Here is a 19,079-nt window from a genome sequence, read left to right as displayed (position 1 = left end):
GAGTTATACCATGTCCCAGGTGAGGGGAGTGCCGGCTTTTATGTTAGTAGCAGCAGCTTTGCCCAACAGTTCCTCGTAATGCTTGGGCGCCAGGCCTAACCCCGGTCGGATGACACGGATATTTTCTTTTGTAAACGCTTCGCCGGCAGCTATGTCTTTAGCAGCATAAACCGAGCGTTTAAACAGGCGGCTTTTCTCTTCGGCTTTCTGCACGCCATACTGCACGTGTCCCATAGCCTGCCAGGCCCTTTCCGATTCCACAACCAGCAGCTTCAGTTCTTCTGGCTCCAACGAGAAGGCTGAATCCACACCGCCATCCGCGCGGCGCAGGGTAAAATGTTTTTCGATAACCGTGGCACCCAATGCTACGGCTGCCACAGCTGCACCTACACCCATCGTGTGGTCCGATAAGCCAACCTGCACGGTATAAAGTTCGCGCATGTGAGGGATGGTCAGCAGGTTTGTGTTTTCGGGAGTAGAAGGGTAGGTGCTGGTGCATTTTAAAAGAATGAGTTCCCTGCAACCGGCTTCCTGTAACACCTGAACGCCTTCGGCCACTTCCTGCACGGTAGCCGCGCCTGTACTCATGATGACCGGTTTGCCGGTAGCTGCTACTTTACGCAGCAGCGGATGGTCAGTATTCTCAAAAGAGGCGATCTTATAAACCGGTGCGCCCAGCTCTTCCAGGAAATCAACGGCAGTCTCATCAAACGGCGACGAAAAAGCGATCATACCGCGTTCTCTGGCCCGTTCAAAAATAGGTTTATGCCATTCCCAGGGCGTATAGGCCTCTTTGTAGAGATCGTATAGTTCACGACCTTTCCAGAGCGAGTTCTCATCTTCGATGGTAAAAGCGCCGGGCAAGGTCATGGTGTCGGCGGTGTAGGTCTGTAGTTTAATGGCATCGGCACCGGCGTCGGCGGCGGCATCAACTATAGCCAGTGCCCGCTCCAGCGACTGGTTGTGATTGCCCGACATTTCGGCAATAATAAAAGGCTTATGGTTAGCACCAACCAGGCGGCCGGCTATAGTTATATCGTTGATCATGATTGTCTGAACTTATAGTTGTTAAAGCAGCTCCAGCACAAAACGGTGCGCTTCCGGGTGGTTAGGGTCTGGTGTACCGTAGCTGAAACCGGCTTTCTCAAATGCTCTTACCGATGCCATGTTATCCTGCTGCACTAGTCCTTCTACCTCCTTCACTTGCGGAACCTCCTTTTGCAGTTGTGCGATGCCTTTCTGTAGCACCGTATGTCCCAACCCTTTGCCCCGGAAATCTCTGCTGATCAGGTAGCTTATAGTTGCTTTCTCAGCTTTTATATCGAACCGGATCTGTGCTGCAGGAGTGCCGGCTGCTTCTGCAATATAAAATTTAGAGGTCGCATCGTCAAGTTTGGCGGTAAACCAGCGGGTGTGATTTTCCAGCAGGATTGGCTGCGGGTTAAAAGACCGCTGGCGTACTTCCGGATCGTTGTTCCAGTCGTACACCAGTTGCAGATCAGCTATAGTTGCTTTCCGGAGTATCAGGCCTGCCCGTAGGCTTAACTGCAGAAATACCGTACGCAAACGCTCATCGCTATGACCATCGAAAAAGCGACGTTGTATAGTTACCAGTTCTTCAAATTCACTATCAATAGCTGCAGGCAACGCATCCATTGTATAGGGCTGGGCAATGCCACTTTTTATCAGGAAGTGATAGAGTCCTGACTGGTTATCTGCGGTTTGAAGAATGAACAACTTACCGCCTACCGCTGCATACTCGTAGGCCACGCCACTTGCCGATGTAACAGCTATGGCGCACTGTTGCATTAGTTTGCACATCTGTTCGGCATCCAGGTTCTGGTGTAAACTATAGATTGGTTTATCCTGAAGCCAGCTTTGTAGTTGGGGAAGGTGTTTGTAAGCGCTGCCAACTATGATTTCTATAGTTGTAGTTTTATGTAAAGCAGCTATTTCCTGCGCTAACCTGAGTGTATAGTTTTCGGGGTCTGCACCGCCTAAGTTTAAGAGTAGTTTACTGTTGCCGTTTGGAAGCGTTCTTTCTTGCCGGGCCACTTTTAAAAAAGGGGCACGAAGCAGGGCATATTCCGGACCCAGCAGCAGTTTGGTATAGGGGGCAATGCTATAGTTGTCGGGTGCCACGCCACCTGCCTGGTTCAGTACCACATCGGCCACAAACCGGTAGGCATGGATATCGTCTATACAAATCAATTGCGCTCCCCGTGCTTTTATAGTTTGCTGATAGTCGGTATCAAAACTATAGCCATCCAGCACCACCATTTCTTCTTCGGAGATGTAGGCAGCCAGTTCATAGTTAAAGCGTTCCTCAGTTGGGGCACATACCGGCAACGTGATCAGGCCATGGCAAGTCTCCAGTATCTGGCTCTTCAGGGCATCATCTGGTTCCTGAATGGCAAACACGCATTCAAAATCATCGCGCAGCATACCGGCCAGCGCCAGCGACCGGACCACATGGCCCAACCCAATCCGGCTGTTGCCATCGGCACGGAAAATGATGCGACGTTTTGTGGATGCTTCAGTCAATGTGATGTAACAGTTTATACTTTAGCTCTGCCAGTTTCCAGTCCGTTTCGTTGTCGATGTCCTGCACCTCCAGTTCTTCGAGTTCTATGGCGCCTGAATTTTCAGTGAAGAGTTTCTTTGACCGCTGGAAGCTAACTGTCTTAAACCAGTAGAACTGGCCGGCATCGTGGTAGGCAGCGGGCAGGTCCTGGGAGCGGCTGTTGAGATGCTCCGGCCAGTTCATGCTCACTTTAGCTTCCTGTAGTTTCAGGCTGCGCCAGATGGGGTAACTGTATTTCAATACCGGAAACACGGTGTCATAGTGCTGGCTGTTCAGCAGGTCATACGCTTCTTTCAGGGCACTAATCCTGACAAGCGGCGCTGTTGGGTAAAGGCAGCAACCTACAGCAAACTCCTGTTTAAGTCCGGCATATTCTTTCAGCACCTCCAGCAGTACATCGGCCGTTGTGGCATAGTCATCGGCTGTAGCGTTACTTCTCAGGAAAGGCACTTTCGCCCCATACTGCTCCGCTATAGTTGCGATCTCTGCGTCATCTGTCGATACCATTACTTCATCAAACAGCCCGGAGGCAATGGCAGCTTCTATGGAATAAGCTATGATCGGCTTACCTAAGAACGATTTTATATTCTTGCGCGGAATACGTTTGCTGCCGCCACGGGCTGGTATGATGGCAATGGCTTTCATCCAACAAATTCCTTCACCTTCTCAATTACAAATTCCTGTTCTTCTGCCGTCAGACTTGGGTACATAGGCAGGCTCAGACACTCGCTATAGTAAGCTTCAGCTTCCGGGAAATCGCCTTTTTTATAGCCCAGGTTTCTGTAGTACGGCATGGTGTGTGCCGGAATGTAATGCACCTGTGCAAAAATGTTATGCCCGCGCAGAAAATCGTATAGGCCTTTTCGGTCAGCTACTTTAATAACATACAAATGGTACGCATGGCCGGTGTCGCCGTTTTCGGATAAGGCCTCTGCAGATGTGCCCAATACTTCAATGCCGGCTATAGTTTCAAATGCTTCGTCATACACCTTGGCAATGCCTTTACGACGGGCAAGGCCGGCATCGGCGCGACGCAATTGTGTAACACCTAAGGCACAGAGCATATCCGGAATTCTATAGTTGTAGCCCAGTTCCTGCATCTCCATGTACCAGCCGCCATGGTTTTCTTCCATCAGTTGCGGGTCGCGGGTAATGCCGTGGGTGCGCAGTTTCAGCAGTTCCTGGTATAGTTCGTCGGAGTTGGTTGTGATCATGCCGCCCTCGCCGGTTGCAATGTGCTTTACCGGGTGGAACGAGAAAATAGCCAGATCAGCATATTTGCCGTTTCCGCATAGTTGTTTCTCGCCGTTACTATCCATAAAATAACCGCCAGGGGCATGGCAGGCATCTTCTATGATCCAGCAGCCAAACTCATCGGCCAGTTTTCTGAATTCTTCCAGGTTTACCGGGTTGCCGGCAAAATCGACAGGGATGAGGCCGGTATAGTAGCCTTTGGGCTTGCTTTCCAGCATCACACGTACCTTATTTATATCAAGCAGAGCAGTCTCAGGGTCGATGTCTGCAAATTCAACGGTACCGCCGCAATAGCGCACGCAGTTGGCCGAAGCCACAAAAGTGATCGGCGTTGTGATCACCCTGGATTCTTCGTTCACGCCCAGTGCCAGTGTACATAAGTGCAAAGCCGCTGTGCCATTGCTTACGGCTACTGCATATTTTGCGCCTACATAGTTGGCAAAAGCCTGCTCAAACTCAGCTACTTTAGGTCCCTGTGTCAGGAAATCAGATTGCAACGTTTCAATCACTGCATCGATATCTTCCTGCGTAATATGCTGGCGACCGTAGGGAATTGGCTTCATCTCTTTAATGAATAATTAGGAATGAATAATGAATAATTTTAAATGTAATAAAATGAGAATTAATCATTACACATTAAATGCCGGGTCTACATGCTGGCGTATCTGGTCGCGTAGTTGCTCGGCTGACAGCCACTCGTCGTTGGTACCGGAGTTGTATTTAAAGCCCATCGGTACCATTTTACCATTAAATGCTTTCAGGAAATCTTCGGTCGCCCAGGTTGGTGTAGACGGCAGGATCACATAATATTTATCCAGCTCCACCGTGTTCAGCGAATCTGTTTCCGTAATCATTTCTTCGTGCAGTTTCTCGCCCGGACGAATGCCTACAATCTCCTGTTTGCAATCCGGACCAATAGCTTTTGCCAGCTCTGTGATCACGTAAGATGGAATTTTAGGAACGAAGATCTCACCGCCCCAATGCGTTTCCAGGGCATGGAATACCATTTCTACACCTTCTTCCAGGGAGATATTGAAACGGGTCATGTCCTGGTGAGTGATAGGCAGCACACCTTCCTCGCGTTTTTTCAAAAAGAATGGCACAACAGAGCCCCGTGAACCGATCACGTTGCCATAGCGTACCACCGAAAACTTAATGTCGCGTTTGCCTTTCATGTTGTTAGCGGCCACAAACAGCTTATCGGAGCATAGTTTGGTAGCTCCATACAGGTTTATAGGCGCAGCCGCCTTATCAGTCGAAAGGGCCACCACGTCCTTCACGCCGCTGTCCAGGGCCGCATTGATCACGTTCTCAGCGCCCAACACGTTGGTCTTGATGCACTCCATCGGGTTGTACTCAGCAGCAGGCACCTGCTTCATAGCGGCGGCATGCACAATGATGTCGATGCCTTCGCAGGCGCGCTTAAAACGCTCACCGTCACGCACATCGCCGATAAAATACCGGATAGCCTTGTATTTGCTGTGCGGAAAGGTCTGCGACATTTCAAACTGCTTCAGTTCATCGCGCGAATAAATGACCAGGCGCTTCACATCCGGGAAACGGGCAAATACCATCTCCACGAATTTTTTACCAAACGAGCCCGTGCCGCCCGTTACCAAAATAGACTTATGATTCAGGTCTAATGCCATGCTGATTTTATACTTTTTGAGTGCGGCAAACTATAGCCAACATTTGTGGTGCAAGTTACTATTTAATTGTTGATTGTTGAATTGTTGACTGCTGTCAGTTGAACTTTTAACACATAACTCTTAACTAAAAACTATAAATCGTATCTTTCGGGCTATACCCTTAACCTATGCTGAAAAAGTTACTCTTCCGCATTCTTCATACAGCCAGCTATTATTTCCGTTATACTTCGGTGCTGCATCATGCTTCTAAAAGGGTGGTAGCGCCAACACAGGTTATTTACTTTAATGAGCAGGAACAGGAATTTCTGGAACAGTCGGCGGCCAGCTTTAACTATAGTTTAGATTATACTTTGGGTTACCGCATTAAGCCCCAGTTTATAGTTACGCTGCAGGATGTAACTTTTTTAGGTAATTCGGGTGCAATAGTGCAAGGTGGTAAAGTTGTGGTAGAGTCGGTGTTTGATGGGAGCAGGCTTTCAAAATCGCCGGCATTTAAAACGCCCGCCTTTATGTTATCCAAGACCAGGCCCGGACTTTATACTTCGGTGCTGCATTTGCCCTGGGCCGAAAATAACAACTACCACTGGTTCTTTGATTGCCTGCCGCGTTTATACTTTTTATTACAGCAGGTGCAGGAGCCGATCCAGCTCATCATGCGCCGCGATCTGCCTGCCTACCAGTACGAAACGCTGCAATTTTTACTGCAGGAGCACCCGAATGTAGAAGTGATGTATATTGGGGAGCACGAAAAGTGGGAGGTGGAGCAGTTTATTCTTCCGTCGTTCATCTCTAACCCGCAGAGCGGCTATCTGCCATTACAAGTTAGCCAGTGGCTGCGCGAGGCTATCTGGAAAGGATATCAGGTAAAGCATACCGGGAGCAAAAAACGAATTTACATCAGCAGGAGCAAGGCTAAAACGCGTCGGGTTTTGAACGAGCCGGAATTATTGCCTTTGCTGTCCAACTATGGATTCGAGATTGTTCGCGCAGAAGAACTCAGTTACCAAGAGCAGGTGCAGCTCTTTTATAATACCGAGGCCGTTATAGCCCCCCACGGCGCCGGGCTGACGAACCTCCTGTTCGCGGAGAACTGTAAAGTGCTGGAACTACACCCGGCCAACCTGGTGAAAACCCATTACTTTCTGTTATGCAAAGGCTTAGGGTTTGATTATACAAGTGAAATAGGAACAGGAGGTGATTCATCTGAAAACTTTACAGTAGTTATAAAAAGGGTAGAGGCCTGGTTTTCTGAACTATAGTTTGCTGATCTTTAGTCTGAATCAGGATTTTCAGGATTTGGGGTTTTGCTATAGTTGGGGCAGCTATAGTTCTATAGTTGGTGTCGGTCCAACCACCCCTGCCCCTCCTTATCCAAGGAGGGGAACTCTGACATTGCTATAGTTGGAGCTATAGTTCTGTAGTTACAGCCCACGAGCAGGTAGGCATAGCCTACCCCAAGGAATTACAACCACGAGAAAATAACCGATCTGCTTCAACCAAGAGCAGATACAGCAACTATAGATTAAGCTTTAGCTATCGAATTGATATCAGTCTTTGGGTTGAGCGCCTTTGACTTGTTGCGGTGCCGTCAGGCAATCCGAGCGCAGCGAGGATAGCAAGAAGGCAGCAGCGCGATGCCCAAAGACCGGGCCTCCCGGCCCGGGAGGGAGCCAAGCAAACTATAGAACTATGGGTTAGTAGAGCTCCCAGGATTAGAGTAAACTATAAAACAATGGCTTGGTTCGGATGGCAGGCAAAGTCAACTATAGAACTATAGCTATTCAAACTATAGGACAAATAAGATCCCTCGACTTCGCTCTGGATGACAAAGAAGCAACTATAGTCTGAGATAGATTTCTCACTGCGTTCGAAATGACAATAGTGGAAATATAGGACATATAAAATCCCTTGTAGCTATGCTAGCTCTTTTTCGACTCGCATCTCAAGAATGCTCGGTTGACATTTATCGTAAGTATTGAACTACAGATCTCTACTAAAACAAAAAACGCAGCAGGACCAAACCTGCTGCGTTTTTCAAATGAACAATAAACAAAAAATTACTTCTTCGCTTTTAGCTTTGCTGCGGTTTTCGGTTTAGCAGCAGCTTTCTTGGCTGGTGCTTTTTTGGCAGCAGGTTTCTTTTCAGCAGTTGTAGTTTCTGCTTTCTTTTTAAAACCACCTTTCCCTTTTTTCTCAGGCGTTGCTTCTGCCAGGTCTAAACATTCCTGCAGTGTTAACTCGGAAGGCTCTTTGCCTTTTGGGATTTTGACGTTCTTTTTACCGACAACAATATAAGGACCATAACGGCCATTCAGTACCTGCACATCCGGGTTCTCGTCAAAGGTTTTGATCATTTTCTCAGCATCGGCTTTGCGCTTCTGCTCGATCAGGGCAATCGCCTCTTCCGGGGTAATATACAGTGGGTCCATGCCCTTTGGCAGGGAGTAGAACTTGCTGTTGTGGCTGATGTACGGACCAAAACGACCGATGGCAGCTTTCATCTCCTTGTCTTCGTAGTTGCCGACAACACGTGGCAGTTTAAACAGTTCCAGCGCATCTTCCAGCGTAATACTCTCCAGAAACTGCCCCTTGCGAAGGCTGGCGTACACGGGCTTTTCACCTGTTTCCGCATCCTCTTCACCCAACTGCACATAGGGGCCAAAACGACCCAGCTTGGCGATCAGTTTTTTGCCGGTGTTCGGGTCTGTTCCCAGTTCGCGGGCACCAGATACGGCCGCCCGGTCAATCGTCTCACTCGACTCAATGCGCTTGTGAAATTTTTCATAGAATTTTTCGAGCATCGCCTTCCATTCTTCATGGCCCTGGGCAATCTCGTCAAACTCGGCTTCTACTTTAGCTGTAAACGAGTAGTCGATCACGGTAGGGAAGTGCTCTACCAGGAAATCATTCACCACCATTGCCATATCCGTCGGGAACAGTTTGGCTTTTTCGGCGCCGGTTATTTCGGTTTTGGTCTGGCTGTTGATCTGGTCTTTCTGCAAGGTAAGCACGCGGTAAGGGCGCTCTTTTCCTTCGCGACTGTCTTTTTCTACGTACCCACGTTTCTGTATTGTCGAGATGGTTGGGGCATACGTAGAAGGACGCCCGATGCCCATTTCCTCAAGTTTCTTTACCAGGCTTGCCTCTGTATAGCGGGCGGCCGGGCGGGAGTAACGCTGCGTAGCCAGCATCTGGCGCAAAGCTATAGTCTGGCCAACCGAAAGCGGAGGCAACATGCCCTTCACATCCTCATCCTGCACATCCTCATCATCTTTCGACTCAATGTATACTTTCAGGAAGCCTTCAAATTTGATGACTTCTCCGGTTGCAATCAGTTTTTCAGGTTGGGTAGAGATACCTATTGTTGCAGTCGTTTTCTCTATTTCTGCATCGGCCATCTGCGAGGCAATAGCCCGTTTCCAGATCAGTTCATACAGACGTTGCTCGTTGCGGTCGCTGCTTACTTGCAGCTGCGAGAAATCTGTGGGGCGAATGGCTTCGTGCGCCTCCTGTGCGCCTGATGATTTTGTTTTGAAGCGACGTGTCTTTACAAACTTTTCGCCAAATGATTGCTGAATAGCATTGGCAGCACCGGAAATAGCTTCATCCGACAGGTTTACGGAGTCAGTACGCATGTAGGAGATCTTACCGGCCTCGTACAGGCGCTGGGCTACGGTCATGGTCTGCGCTACCGAAAAATATAGTTTACGGCTGGCTTCCTGCTGCAGGGTAGAAGTAGTGAAGGGAGGAGCGGGGCTGCGCTTCAGCGGCTTCTTCTCCAGGTTCTCTATCGTATAGCTGGCGCCAAGACACTTTTCTAAAAATGCCTGTGCTTCTTCTTCGGTCTTAAATTTGGTCGGCAGTTCGGCTTCCAGGGTACGGCCCTGTACATCAAACTGTGCAGTTATCCTGAAAGCGGCTTCTGCTTTAAAACGCTCTATTTCGCGCTCACGCTCCACCACCAGACGTACCGCCACCGACTGCACACGCCCGGCCGACAGACCCGTTTTGATCTTTTTCCATAGCACCGGCGACAGCTCAAAACCTACCAGCCTGTCGAGTATACGGCGGGCTTGCTGGGCATTTACCAGGTCCATGTCTATCGTTCGTGGCGAACTGATAGCGTTCAGAATGGCATTTTTAGTGATCTCCCTGAAAACGATGCGGCGCGTTTTAGCATCATTCAGGTTCAGGGCTTCGGTTAGGTGCCAGGATATGGCTTCTCCTTCGCGGTCATCATCCGATGCAAGCCATACAGTTTCTGCTTCCTTGGCTAATTTGCGGAGCTGGGCTACTACCTCTTTTTTATCGCTGCTGATGACATAGGTTGGCTTAAACCCGTTCTCTATATCAATGGCATTATTGTCCTTAGGCAGGTCGCGTACGTGGCCGAAGCTCGACTTAACAACGAAATCTTTCCCTAAATACCCTTCTATTGTCTTTGCCTTCGCAGGCGACTCTACTATTACTAAGTTTTTTATCATGCTTTGTTTCCCAACCGGTCTGAGCTCAAATTTGCCCAAAGTTCATATTTTTTTTCTAACAAATACAACCTCCTATGCAGAACATAGGTTTAATAGTGCTTAAATTACTTCCCCGTTACAAACTGTTTTATACTTAAGCACCTAATACGGTTATACTTGTAAAACCTATGCAACGCTATTTATACCTGTGCCGGCACGCCGAAGCCCAGGACACCTATCTGCTGCAATCTGATTTTGAGCGCGACCTCACACCCGAAGGTATACGGCAGGCGCATGAAACAGGCAAATGGCTGCGCGAACAGTATCAGAAAACCGATGCTATCGTTTCGAGCCCGGCACGGCGCGCTGGTGCTACCGCCCGTATCCTGTCCGAACGGCTTTATTTTGATGCCGAGAAAATTACCTATGCCCCGGATATCTACAACCCAAAAGAATCGCAGCTGCTGAAAACTATAAGCCAGTTACCGGCTACCGTACAGAAAGCTATAGTTGTATCGCATAACCCCGCCCTCACGCAATTGCTCAGGAGCCTGGTAAACAAAAATTTACCTTATCTGGAGCCGGGCCAGGTAGCAGTCATTGCCGCCGATCTGGAAACCTGGGAAGATATCTTTATAACAGAGGCTACGCTGCTCGGTACCAATCTGCCGCAGCGCGTTTAGTTATTTTGTTTTGGCTAAAGCCCTATTTATAGTTAGTTTAGGGGGTCGGGCCGAAGGCATAAACCTATACAACTGAAGAAACACCATGGCAACAACCACAGTGGCCGTTATAAACCAAAAGGGTGGCACCGGTAAAACCACCACTACCATTAACCTGGGCAGCGCCCTGAGCAAATTAGGAAAACGCGTATTGCTTGTAGACCTTGACCCACAGGCAAACCTCTCGTACTCGCTGGCTGTAACCGAAACAAAGGCTACGCTGGCTGATGCCTTTTTAGGAAATAACACCCTGCAGGAAGTGCTCGTTGAAAAAGACGGGTTGTGGGTGGTGCCGGGCTCCAACGAGCTGGTAGATGTGGAAATATCGCTGGTGGCTCAGCCGGAACGCGAGAAGTTTCTGAAAAACATGCTGCAGGACCTGAAAGGATTCGACTATATCCTCATCGATTGTCCTCCTTCGCTGTCGGTTTTAACACTCAACGCACTTACCTCAGCCACCGAAGTGCTCATTCCTCTGCAGATGGAAGTGCTCACATTACAGGGCCTCGATCAGATCATGAATACGGTCCAGAAAATAAAAAAAGCGTTCAATCCGCAACTTAAAATAAAAGGGATCGTAGTTGTCATGTTTGATGTGCGCAGAAAGCTAAGCCAGGAAGTGCTGGAATACCTCCGCGAAAACGTGAAAGAACACATCTTTAACCAAAGTATACGCCTTAATGTTAAACTTGCCGAAGCGCCCTCATTTGGTAGAAGCATAATGGACTACGACCCTGCTTCAAACGGCGCGAAAGATTACAAAGCACTTGCCGAAGAGTTCATCTCCGGTTAACCAACGCTTTTTTTACATTTGAACGAACAGATTAATTAAACTATTTTGCATTACATTCGGTGTGTACTATATTTCGAAATTAGTATCAGATCAGGATTAGAAAGAGATTTCAGTGCAACTTTAAGTAGTAACGCAACTCAACTTATATGGCCTTAGGTAAAAACTTGAAGCTGAGCAAAGACAAGCTCATCAGTGACGTGGAAGGCAGTACCGCTAACGCTCCGCAGGCGCCTAAAACAACAACAGGTGCCCGTAAAACTTCCGCTGCAAAGGTGGCACCAGTGCCTGTAACTACTGCCGAGGAAGGCAGAACAGCACAGTCGCCGAACGCCAGAACCACCAACGGAAGTGAGAATGGAAACGGTAACGGCAACGGGAATGGAAATGGAAAAATGACGGACGAAAAACTGCTGCAGAACCCCGACTACATTAATGAGCAACTGAACAGGGTATTGTACGCGCTTGATGCCTTTAAAAAGGGTGATATTTCGGTGCGACTTACCAAACAGAACAACGATATTTTTGCTGAGATAGCCGAAGCCTACAACTCGATGGTGGAAATGATCGGTGGTGTAGGTGGCGAGGTATCCCGTATCTCGAAAGTAGCCGGTGTGGAGGGTAACCTGAAAGCACGTGCCTCTGCCGAGAACGCTTCCGGTTTCTGGAAGGACATGATCAACAACATCAACGGTCTTGTAGACTCAATTGCGGTACCGGTACTTGAGGTAGGCAAGGTACTAAAGAACATCTCGCGCGGTAACCTGGACGAAACATTCCAGATCCCGGTGTCAGGTGACTTTAAGGTGATGGCGGAAACGATAAACCGTACCATCGACAACCTGAACCTGTTTGCCGGTGAGGTAACGCGTGTGGCCCTTGAAGTGGGTACCGAAGGTAAACTGGGTGGCCAGGCATCGGTGCCAAACGTGGCCGGTGTATGGAAAGACCTGACCGATAATGTAAATACCATGGCCTCGAACCTGACCTTACAGGTACGGGACATTTCGAATGTGGCAACTGCTGTAGCGAAAGGTAACCTGGCCCAAAAGATTTCGGTGGATGTTGGTGGTGAGTTTGCCCAGCTGAAGGACAACATGAACCAGATGGTGGACTCGCTGAACGTATTTGCGGACGAAGTAACCCGTGTGGCACGTGAAGTAGGCACAGAAGGTAAACTGGGCGGACAAGCCAAAGTGCCGAATGTAGGCGGCGTTTGGAAAGACCTGACCGACAACGTGAATACCATGGCCAGCAACCTTACCTCTCAGATGCGTGATATTGCCAACGTATCAACAGCGGTTGCAAAAGGCGACCTGACCCAGAAAATTACGGTGAACGTACGCGGCGAGATGGCCGACCTGAAAGACATCATCAACCAGATGGTGGATTCGCTGAACGTATTTGCCGGTGAGGTAACCCGTGTTGCCCGCGAGGTAGGAACAGAAGGTAAACTGGGTGGCCAGGCCAATGTACCAAAAGTAGAAGGTACCTGGAAAGAGCTGACCGAGAATGTGAACCTGATGGCCAGCAACCTGACACTGCAGGTACGCGATATTGCCAACGTAGCAACGGCAGTGGCAAAAGGCGACCTGACGCAGAAAGTATCTGTGGATGTGAAAGGCGAGCTGGGTGAACTGAAGGATATATTGAATGAAATGGTGGACCGACTGAATGTGTTTGGCGCGGAAGTATCGCGTGTGGCACGTGAGGTGGGTACCGAAGGAATATTAGGTGGCCAGGCGAACGTACCAAACGTTGCCGGTATCTGGAAAGAACTGACCGACAACGTAAACCTGATGGCTGGTAACCTGACCAACCAGGTACGTGACATTGCCAACGTAGCCACCGCGGTGGCGAAGGGTGATCTGGCTCAGAAAGTATCAGTGGATGTGCGCGGTGAGCTTGCCGACCTGAAGGAAAACCTGAACCAGATGGTGGACTCGCTGAACATCTTCGCCGACGAAGTAACCCGTGTGGCACGTGAAGTGGGTACTGAGGGTAAACTGGGCGGACAAGCTATAGTTCCGAATGTGGCGGGTGTATGGAAAGACCTGACCGACCACGTGAACACCATGGCTGCCAACCTTACCTTACAGGTGCGTGACATTGCCAACGTAGCAACGGCGGTAGCGAAAGGCGACCTGACCCAGAAGGTATCGGTAGATGTAAAAGGCGAACTTGCTGACCTGAAAGTGAACCTGAACCAGATGGTGGACTCGCTGAACATATTTGCCGGTGAGGTAACCCGTGTTGCCCGCGAGGTAGGTACGGAAGGTAAATTAGGTGGCCAGGCATCGGTGCCGAATGTAGGCGGTGTTTGGAAAGACCTGACTGATAATGTAAATACCATGGCATCTAACCTGACAACGCAGGTACGTGGTATAGTTAAAGTAGTAACAGCAGTATCAAAAGGTGACCTGACCCAGAAACTGAGCCTTGAAGCACGGGGTGAAGTAGCAGAGCTTGCTGAAACGATCAACACGATGGTGGTTGACCTGAACAGACTGGCTGGTGAGGTATCGCGTGTGGCCAGAGTTGCGGGTGTGGAAGGTAAACTGACTGAACGTGCCACGCTGAAAGGTGTGGGCGGTAGCTGGAAAGAACTGGTAGATACCCTGAATGACCTGCTGGAATCTATAGTTACCCCGGTGCTGGAAGTATCTCGTGTAGTACGTGCTATCTCAGAAGGTGACCTGACCCAGAAAGCGGAGATCCAGACTGCCGGTGATATTCTGGATATGGCCAATGCCCTGAACCTTGCCGTTGATAACCTGAATGCGCTTCTTGGTGAGATAAATGACTCTTCGCTTGTAGTTGGTTCTTCTTCTGAAGAAATGGCTGGCAAAGGACTAGAGATGAACAAAGTAACCTTGGATGTGGCCCTGGCAATGCAGCAAATGGCTGAAGGTGCACAGAACCAGGCGTTAAAAACAGACCAGGCCTTTAAGCTGATCGAGGAGATCATGAAAGGTACTAAAGAGACTGCAAACCGTGCCGAAGTAGTGAACAAAACAGCGTTACTTGGTGAGGAAAGCTCTCAGATAGGTCTGAAAACAGTAGCGGAAGTGGTGAAGAACATGGAAGAGATTTCCAGCTCTGCAGCCCTCACTGCGAAAACGATTGAAGTATTGAGCACTCGCTCTCAGGAGATATCCAAATCGCTTGGTGTGATCACTGATATTGCGGCACAAACCAACCTACTTGCACTTAACGCTGCTATTGAGGCGGCCAGAGCAGGCGAAGCAGGACGTGGTTTTGCGGTAGTAGCCGAAGAGATCAGGAAACTGGCCGAAGGATCCCGTAAATCAGCCAGTGAGATTGCAACGCTGGTTGAGGACGTGAAGAAAGATACGGCTTCTGCTGCAACAGCGATCTCGACCATGGAAGGCCGTGTATTGAAAGGAAAGAATGCAACATTCGAAGCATCCAGCGCCTTTAAGAACATTGCGGCATCAAGTGGTGAAACGCTGAGAACGGCACAGGACATCTTAACGGCAACCGAAGTTCAGAAGTCATCTATCGGAGACGTTGTGAAGTACGTGGAAGAAGTGGTTGCCATTGCGGAACAGACAGCTTCTGGTACGCAGCAGGTAGCAAGTACAGCCAAGCAGCTTTCCACTTCGATGCAGGAGCTGACCTCATCGTCTCAGAACCTGAACGACATCGCGGCCGACCTGCAGATCAGTATCTCAGCCTTCAAACTTATTGATGGTAACATCATCTTTAACCAGGCTAAACCAAAACGACTGACTTCGATACCTGCAGGCAACGGAGCGGCCAGACGTGCCACTACCAAAGCAACAGGTCGGGTAAACAGACCGGGTAACAGCAACAACTAAGAGAGCAAGCATGCCTACCAAAAAGGATAAAGGGCAGGCAACCCCAGCGTTGCCTGCCGATGAACTGACACCTGCAACGACTAACGGGAAGGAAGAGGCGGATAAAGGAAAGGTAAATGAGCCGCTGCTGCATCTCATCGTGTTTAAGCTTGGTGCCGAATATTATGGTATTAAGATAGAACAGGTAAAAGAAGTAACGGTTACGCCTGCAATTACCCGAATGCCACGCACCCCTGACTTTGTGAAAGGAGTAGCCAATATACGCGGGGATATCATCGCTATTATGGATCTGGAAGAGCGCTTCCGGATAAGACCGGAGCCTGCTGAATCCGAGAATGGTGTAACCTATACGCTTGTAATTGAGGCAAAGGAATACAGTATTGGCGTAGTAGTAAGAGAAGTGCCTCAGTCGCTGAATCTTACGGTTTCAAAATTAGATAAAACGCCGTCTTTTTTGCAGGACATTGCCGTGCAGGAAAACTATATTGAAGGAATTGCAAAAGTAGATAACCGCCTGATCATTGTGCTGGATATGTACAAGATACTTTCAGGCGATGAGATCAGACAGTTATCAAGCTAACAAAGCAAAACATACCTTATGAAGAGAATATTGATCGTTGATGATTCTTTTTACATGCGCACCATGTTAAAGAACATGCTGACAGATGCAGGTTACGACGTAGTGGGCGAGGCCCCGAACGGGCAGACTGCCCTGGAACTGACAAAAGAGCTGGTACCTGACCTGGTGACGCTGGACGTAATACTGCCGGACAATACCGGGCTGGATGTGCTGAAAGGCATAAAAGCCGAGCAACCCGATATGAAAGTGGTGATCGTGAGTGCCGTAGGCCAGGAAGTGATCGTGAATGAGGCGATGGAAAACGGAGCGCTTGCCTATATCGTGAAGCCGTTTTCGGAAGAAAAAGTACTGGAAATAGTAAGCCAGGCGCTGAAAGAAGAATAAGCATTTCAGTACCTGCAACTATAGTTTAGAATTTTTATGAGTGTTTCGGGTACCAGGATAAGGGTGTTGCTGGCAGACCAGTCGAGCCGCGCGCGTTTAGTGCTCGGGAACATACTGGAAGAGGAGCCCGACCTGCAGGTTGCCGGCGGAGCGGTTGATGCCGATGCGCTGGTGAAGCTTGTAAAACAGCAGCGGCCGGATGTGGTACTCCTGAACTATAGTTTACCCGGCAATAAAAATCTGTTTGCACTGCAGCGGATCTTTCATGAAGCGCCGGTACCGGTTGTACTGCTGCTGAAACGTGAACAACTGACAGCAGATTTAATACAACATGCTATGCGTTTGGGTGTTTACGCGTTTGTTTCGGATACGGATCATAAACGATACCCGAACTACAGGAACATAGCAGCCAAAGTGATAGACAAGGTGCGTACTGCCCGGCTGGTAACTATAGCTGATATGGAACTACAACTGGCGAAAGTGCTGCAGGAAGCGGAAACTATAGTTACCGAAGAACCGAAGCCTGAACCACTGGTAGACTCCGTGATAGTGATCGGCGCCTCAACAGGCGGCCAGCAGGCAGTAGAATTTCTGGTGAAAGAGCTTTCTGCGGAACTGAGCGCCACCATACTGCTGGCAGTGCATTTGCCGGCTGGTTTTAGCAAATCGTTTGTGCAACGGTTGCAGCGGCAGACCGGCTTAACAGTAAAGGAAGGCAGAACAGGGCTGTTGCTAAGGCCAAATAATGTGATCGTGGCACCGGGCGGGCGCAACATGGTAGTACATCCGGTTTTAGGCAACAATGCAAACTATAAGGTTGGGTTTGCAGGAGATGAAATACAGAGTGACGAACAACCTTCTGTTGACCTGCTGATGCAATCGGTAGCGAACAGCACTATAAAACAGGTGATCGGGGTTATCCTGACCGGAATGGGGAAAGACGGGACCAAAGGAGCTGCAGCCATTTACAGGCGCGGCGGCACCATTGTGGCACAGGACAAGGCTTCTTCCACTATTTTCGGGATGGCCCGCTCTGTGATTGACAGCGGCGTATCGCACCATGTGCTGCCTCTGTCGGAGATACCACAATTCCTGAACAGTTTTGTGGCAAACAGCATTACCGCCGGCGCAACCGGCGATACTTTATGAAATCGAGAGAACAGGAATACAAAGAGATATTTATAGCAGAGGCGCTGGAGTATTTTGATGCTCTTAACCGGCATATCAGCGACCTGGAAAAACGACCGCAGGATGACCAGCTGCTGGCCGAGATTTTCCGTTTGCTGCATAACCTGAAGGCTAATGCCAAGGCCATCGGGTATCTGCGCATCTCCGATGTATCGCATAAGCTCGAAACCGCCTTCAGCCTGATTCGCAACCGGGAACTACAGTTCAGCGACGAAGTAGTAACGGTGCTGTTCGAAGGTGTGGACCTGTTAGGCGAGCTGATCCATAACATCGACAACGAAAACTATGGCGAGCCGGACCCGGTACTGCTCCGTAACCTCGATATTATAGTTGATAACCTGTCGGATAGCACGATTGAGCTGGCCAAAGTACGGCGGTACAACACGTCCAAAAACCTATCGCTGTCGGAGCTGGTGTACATCCAAATCAAAAAACTGGACCACCTGCTTAACCTGGTTGGCGAGCTGGTAATTGACCGAGACCGCATTGTGTCGATAAGCCGGGAACTGGAGAACGATGAGCTGAAAGTAGTAAGCTCGCACCTGAACCGTATTACCGAAGACCTGCAGTACAGCATTATGGATGCACGCCTGGTTAGCATTGGTTCGCTCTTTAACAAGTTCCCGCGTATTGTGCGCGATATTGCCACAGCCGAGAAAAAGGAAGTGGATCTTACGCTGGCCGGCCACGACATACAGATAGACAGGAACATCCTGCAGATCATTACCGACTCGTTGCTGCACCTGGTGCGTAACGCCATTACCCATGGCATCGAGAAACCGGAGCAGCGCATTAAAAAAGGAAAACCCGCCACAGGAAAGCTGTCGCTGGTAGCGCGCAACGACCGCGAAAACGTACAGATACAGCTGACCGATGACGGCCGGGGCATTGACCTGAGCCAGGTGCGCAAAGCTATAGTTGACCGGAATTTGCTATCAAACGCGGCGGTAGAGCATTTACCTGATACCGAGGCATTGTCGTACCTGTTCGAGCCTGGCTTTTCGCTGGCAAAAGAGGTAACAGAGTTTTCGGGCAGGGGCGTTGGACTGGATGTGGTAAAGAATGCGGTAGACTCTATTGGCGGCCGTATCCGGGTAGATTCAAAAAAAGGGGTGGGAACTACCTTTACCCTGCAACTGCCAACTTCTATCGCCGTAAAAGGTGCCCTGTTGTTTGAGGTAGATGAGATCTTCTATGCCATTCCGCTGATACATACCGAGCAGGTGGTGGCCATGGAAGTAAGTGAGCTGCACGAAGTGGGCGGAGTACTGGTAGCCGATGTGCTGGGAGAGACCATAACGGTAGTGTACCTGCACGAGCTGCTGAACGTGAAAGAGCAGGAAATAAACTTTGGAGATAAAACCAAGCTGAAAGGCCTGGTACAGAATATAATTATAGTATCTTACAACAACAGAAAACTGGGGTTGATTGTTGACAAACTATACAGGCAGCAGGATATTGTTGTAAAGCCGCTTAACAAGCCGCTCGACACGATCGACCTGTATGGAGGTGTAACCTTACTCGGATCAGGAAGTGTGTGCCTTGTGCTGGATGTACCTGCTATAACGCGGTATTTTATCAGCAAAAGACAAACGATAGCGGCCGAGTAAAATTTTTAGTAGC

Annotated in this window: 14 protein-coding genes; 8 read left to right on the top strand and 6 right to left on the bottom strand. The window is 49.3% G+C overall.

Features of this window, described 5'->3' with window-relative positions; translation table 11 throughout:
* Positions 1–3: 3 nt before the first annotated feature.
* The 5 genes from pseI to pseB form a co-directional block, all read right to left on the bottom strand.
* Positions 4–1,047, bottom strand: a complete 1,044-nt coding sequence (pseI, locus tag H7F15_RS05250; protein WP_185195893.1) for a pseudaminic acid synthase — start codon at positions 1,045–1,047, stop codon at positions 4–6.
* A gap of 21 nt (positions 1,048–1,068) precedes the next feature.
* Entirely contained in the window at positions 1,069–2,544 is a 1,476-nt protein-coding gene (gene pseG / locus H7F15_RS05245; RefSeq protein ID WP_255481092.1) for a UDP-2,4-diacetamido-2,4,6-trideoxy-beta-L-altropyranose hydrolase, read from the bottom strand.
* Positions 2,537–3,229 carry a pseudaminic acid cytidylyltransferase gene (gene pseF / locus H7F15_RS05240; RefSeq protein WP_185195892.1) on the bottom strand — a complete coding sequence of 231 codons (693 nt, stop codon included), beginning with the start codon at positions 3,227–3,229 and terminating at the stop codon, positions 2,537–2,539. Before pseF ends, pseG begins: the two co-directional genes overlap by 8 nt.
* Positions 3,226–4,401 (bottom strand): UDP-4-amino-4,6-dideoxy-N-acetyl-beta-L-altrosamine transaminase, encoded by a 1,176-nt coding sequence (gene pseC / locus H7F15_RS05235; protein WP_185195891.1) that lies wholly within the window; start codon positions 4,399–4,401, stop codon positions 3,226–3,228. Before pseC ends, pseF begins: the two co-directional genes overlap by 4 nt.
* A 66-nt stretch (positions 4,402–4,467) precedes the next feature.
* A complete protein-coding gene (gene pseB / locus H7F15_RS05230) occupies positions 4,468–5,487 on the bottom strand; it encodes a UDP-N-acetylglucosamine 4,6-dehydratase (inverting) (protein ID WP_185195890.1) in 1,020 nt (339 codons plus the stop codon).
* A gap of 167 nt (positions 5,488–5,654) precedes the next feature.
* Here pseB and H7F15_RS05225 point away from each other — a divergent pair, with 167 nt between their 5' ends.
* The gene (locus tag H7F15_RS05225; RefSeq protein ID WP_185195889.1) at positions 5,655–6,746 is read left to right on the top strand and encodes a DUF563 domain-containing protein; all 1,092 of its coding nucleotides are present in this window, start codon (positions 5,655–5,657) and stop codon (positions 6,744–6,746) included.
* Positions 6,747–7,544: 798 nt separating this feature from the next.
* Here H7F15_RS05225 and topA read toward each other — a convergent pair.
* On the bottom strand, positions 7,545–9,971 hold the full coding sequence (gene topA / locus H7F15_RS05220; protein ID WP_185195888.1) for a type I DNA topoisomerase: 2,427 nt from the start codon (positions 9,969–9,971) through the stop codon (positions 7,545–7,547).
* 167 nt (positions 9,972–10,138) lie between these two features.
* Here topA and H7F15_RS05215 point away from each other — a divergent pair, with 167 nt between their 5' ends.
* The 7 genes from H7F15_RS05215 to H7F15_RS05185 all read left to right on the top strand — a co-directional run bounded on the left by H7F15_RS05215 (position 10,139) and on the right by H7F15_RS05185 (position 19,066).
* Positions 10,139–10,633 (top strand): histidine phosphatase family protein, encoded by a 495-nt coding sequence (locus H7F15_RS05215; protein WP_185195887.1) that lies wholly within the window; start codon positions 10,139–10,141, stop codon positions 10,631–10,633.
* Positions 10,634–10,718: 85 nt separating this feature from the next.
* On the top strand, positions 10,719–11,465 hold the full coding sequence (locus H7F15_RS05210; protein WP_185195886.1) for a ParA family protein: 747 nt from the start codon (positions 10,719–10,721) through the stop codon (positions 11,463–11,465).
* A 146-nt stretch (positions 11,466–11,611) separates the two neighbouring features.
* Positions 11,612–15,304 carry a HAMP domain-containing protein gene (locus H7F15_RS05205; protein WP_255481091.1) on the top strand — a complete coding sequence of 1,231 codons (3,693 nt, stop codon included), beginning with the start codon at positions 11,612–11,614 and terminating at the stop codon, positions 15,302–15,304.
* A gap of 10 nt (positions 15,305–15,314) precedes the next feature.
* Positions 15,315–15,884 (top strand): chemotaxis protein CheW, encoded by a 570-nt coding sequence (locus H7F15_RS05200; RefSeq protein ID WP_185195885.1) that lies wholly within the window; start codon positions 15,315–15,317, stop codon positions 15,882–15,884.
* Between the two features lie 18 nt (positions 15,885–15,902).
* Complete coding sequence (locus H7F15_RS05195) at positions 15,903–16,268, top strand: response regulator (RefSeq protein WP_185195884.1); 366 nt, start codon at positions 15,903–15,905, stop codon at positions 16,266–16,268.
* Between the two features lie 36 nt (positions 16,269–16,304).
* Positions 16,305–17,417, top strand: a complete 1,113-nt coding sequence (locus H7F15_RS05190) for a chemotaxis protein CheB (RefSeq protein ID WP_185195883.1) — start codon at positions 16,305–16,307, stop codon at positions 17,415–17,417.
* The gene (locus H7F15_RS05185; RefSeq protein ID WP_185195882.1) at positions 17,414–19,066 is read left to right on the top strand and encodes a chemotaxis protein CheA; all 1,653 of its coding nucleotides are present in this window, start codon (positions 17,414–17,416) and stop codon (positions 19,064–19,066) included. The genes H7F15_RS05190 and H7F15_RS05185 overlap by 4 nt, the downstream gene beginning before the upstream one ends.
* Positions 19,067–19,079: the final 13 nt, after the last annotated feature.

It is taken from the genome of Pontibacter sp. Tf4, from assembly GCF_014212495.1.
In the GTDB taxonomy this organism is placed as follows: Bacteria; Bacteroidota; Bacteroidia; order Cytophagales; family Hymenobacteraceae; genus Pontibacter.
Note: the sequence above shows the minus strand (reverse complement) of the source record. Positions and strands in the feature narration are given on the sequence as shown.

What these genes read in the sequence shown, in the direction of transcription:
- pseI (WP_185195893.1), bottom strand. Translation starts at nt 1,047, where the DNA reads ATGATCAACGATATAACTATAGCCGGCCGCCTGGTTGGTGCTAACCAT.
- pseF (WP_185195892.1), bottom strand. Translation starts at nt 3,229, where the DNA reads ATGAAAGCCATTGCCATCATACCAGCCCGTGGCGGCAGCAAACGTATT.
- pseC (WP_185195891.1), bottom strand. Translation starts at nt 4,401, where the DNA reads ATGAAGCCAATTCCCTACGGTCGCCAGCATATTACGCAGGAAGATATC.
- pseB (WP_185195890.1), bottom strand. Translation starts at nt 5,487, where the DNA reads ATGGCATTAGACCTGAATCATAAGTCTATTTTGGTAACGGGCGGCACG.
- H7F15_RS05225 (WP_185195889.1), top strand. Translation starts at nt 5,655, where the DNA reads ATGCTGAAAAAGTTACTCTTCCGCATTCTTCATACAGCCAGCTATTAT.
- topA (WP_185195888.1), bottom strand. Translation starts at nt 9,971, where the DNA reads ATGATAAAAAACTTAGTAATAGTAGAGTCGCCTGCGAAGGCAAAGACA.
- H7F15_RS05215 (WP_185195887.1), top strand. Translation starts at nt 10,139, where the DNA reads ATGCAACGCTATTTATACCTGTGCCGGCACGCCGAAGCCCAGGACACC.
- H7F15_RS05210 (WP_185195886.1), top strand. Translation starts at nt 10,719, where the DNA reads ATGGCAACAACCACAGTGGCCGTTATAAACCAAAAGGGTGGCACCGGT.
- H7F15_RS05205 (WP_255481091.1), top strand. Translation starts at nt 11,612, where the DNA reads ATGGCCTTAGGTAAAAACTTGAAGCTGAGCAAAGACAAGCTCATCAGT.
- H7F15_RS05200 (WP_185195885.1), top strand. Translation starts at nt 15,315, where the DNA reads ATGCCTACCAAAAAGGATAAAGGGCAGGCAACCCCAGCGTTGCCTGCC.
- H7F15_RS05195 (WP_185195884.1), top strand. Translation starts at nt 15,903, where the DNA reads ATGAAGAGAATATTGATCGTTGATGATTCTTTTTACATGCGCACCATG.
- H7F15_RS05190 (WP_185195883.1), top strand. Translation starts at nt 16,305, where the DNA reads ATGAGTGTTTCGGGTACCAGGATAAGGGTGTTGCTGGCAGACCAGTCG.
- H7F15_RS05185 (WP_185195882.1), top strand. Translation starts at nt 17,414, where the DNA reads ATGAAATCGAGAGAACAGGAATACAAAGAGATATTTATAGCAGAGGCG.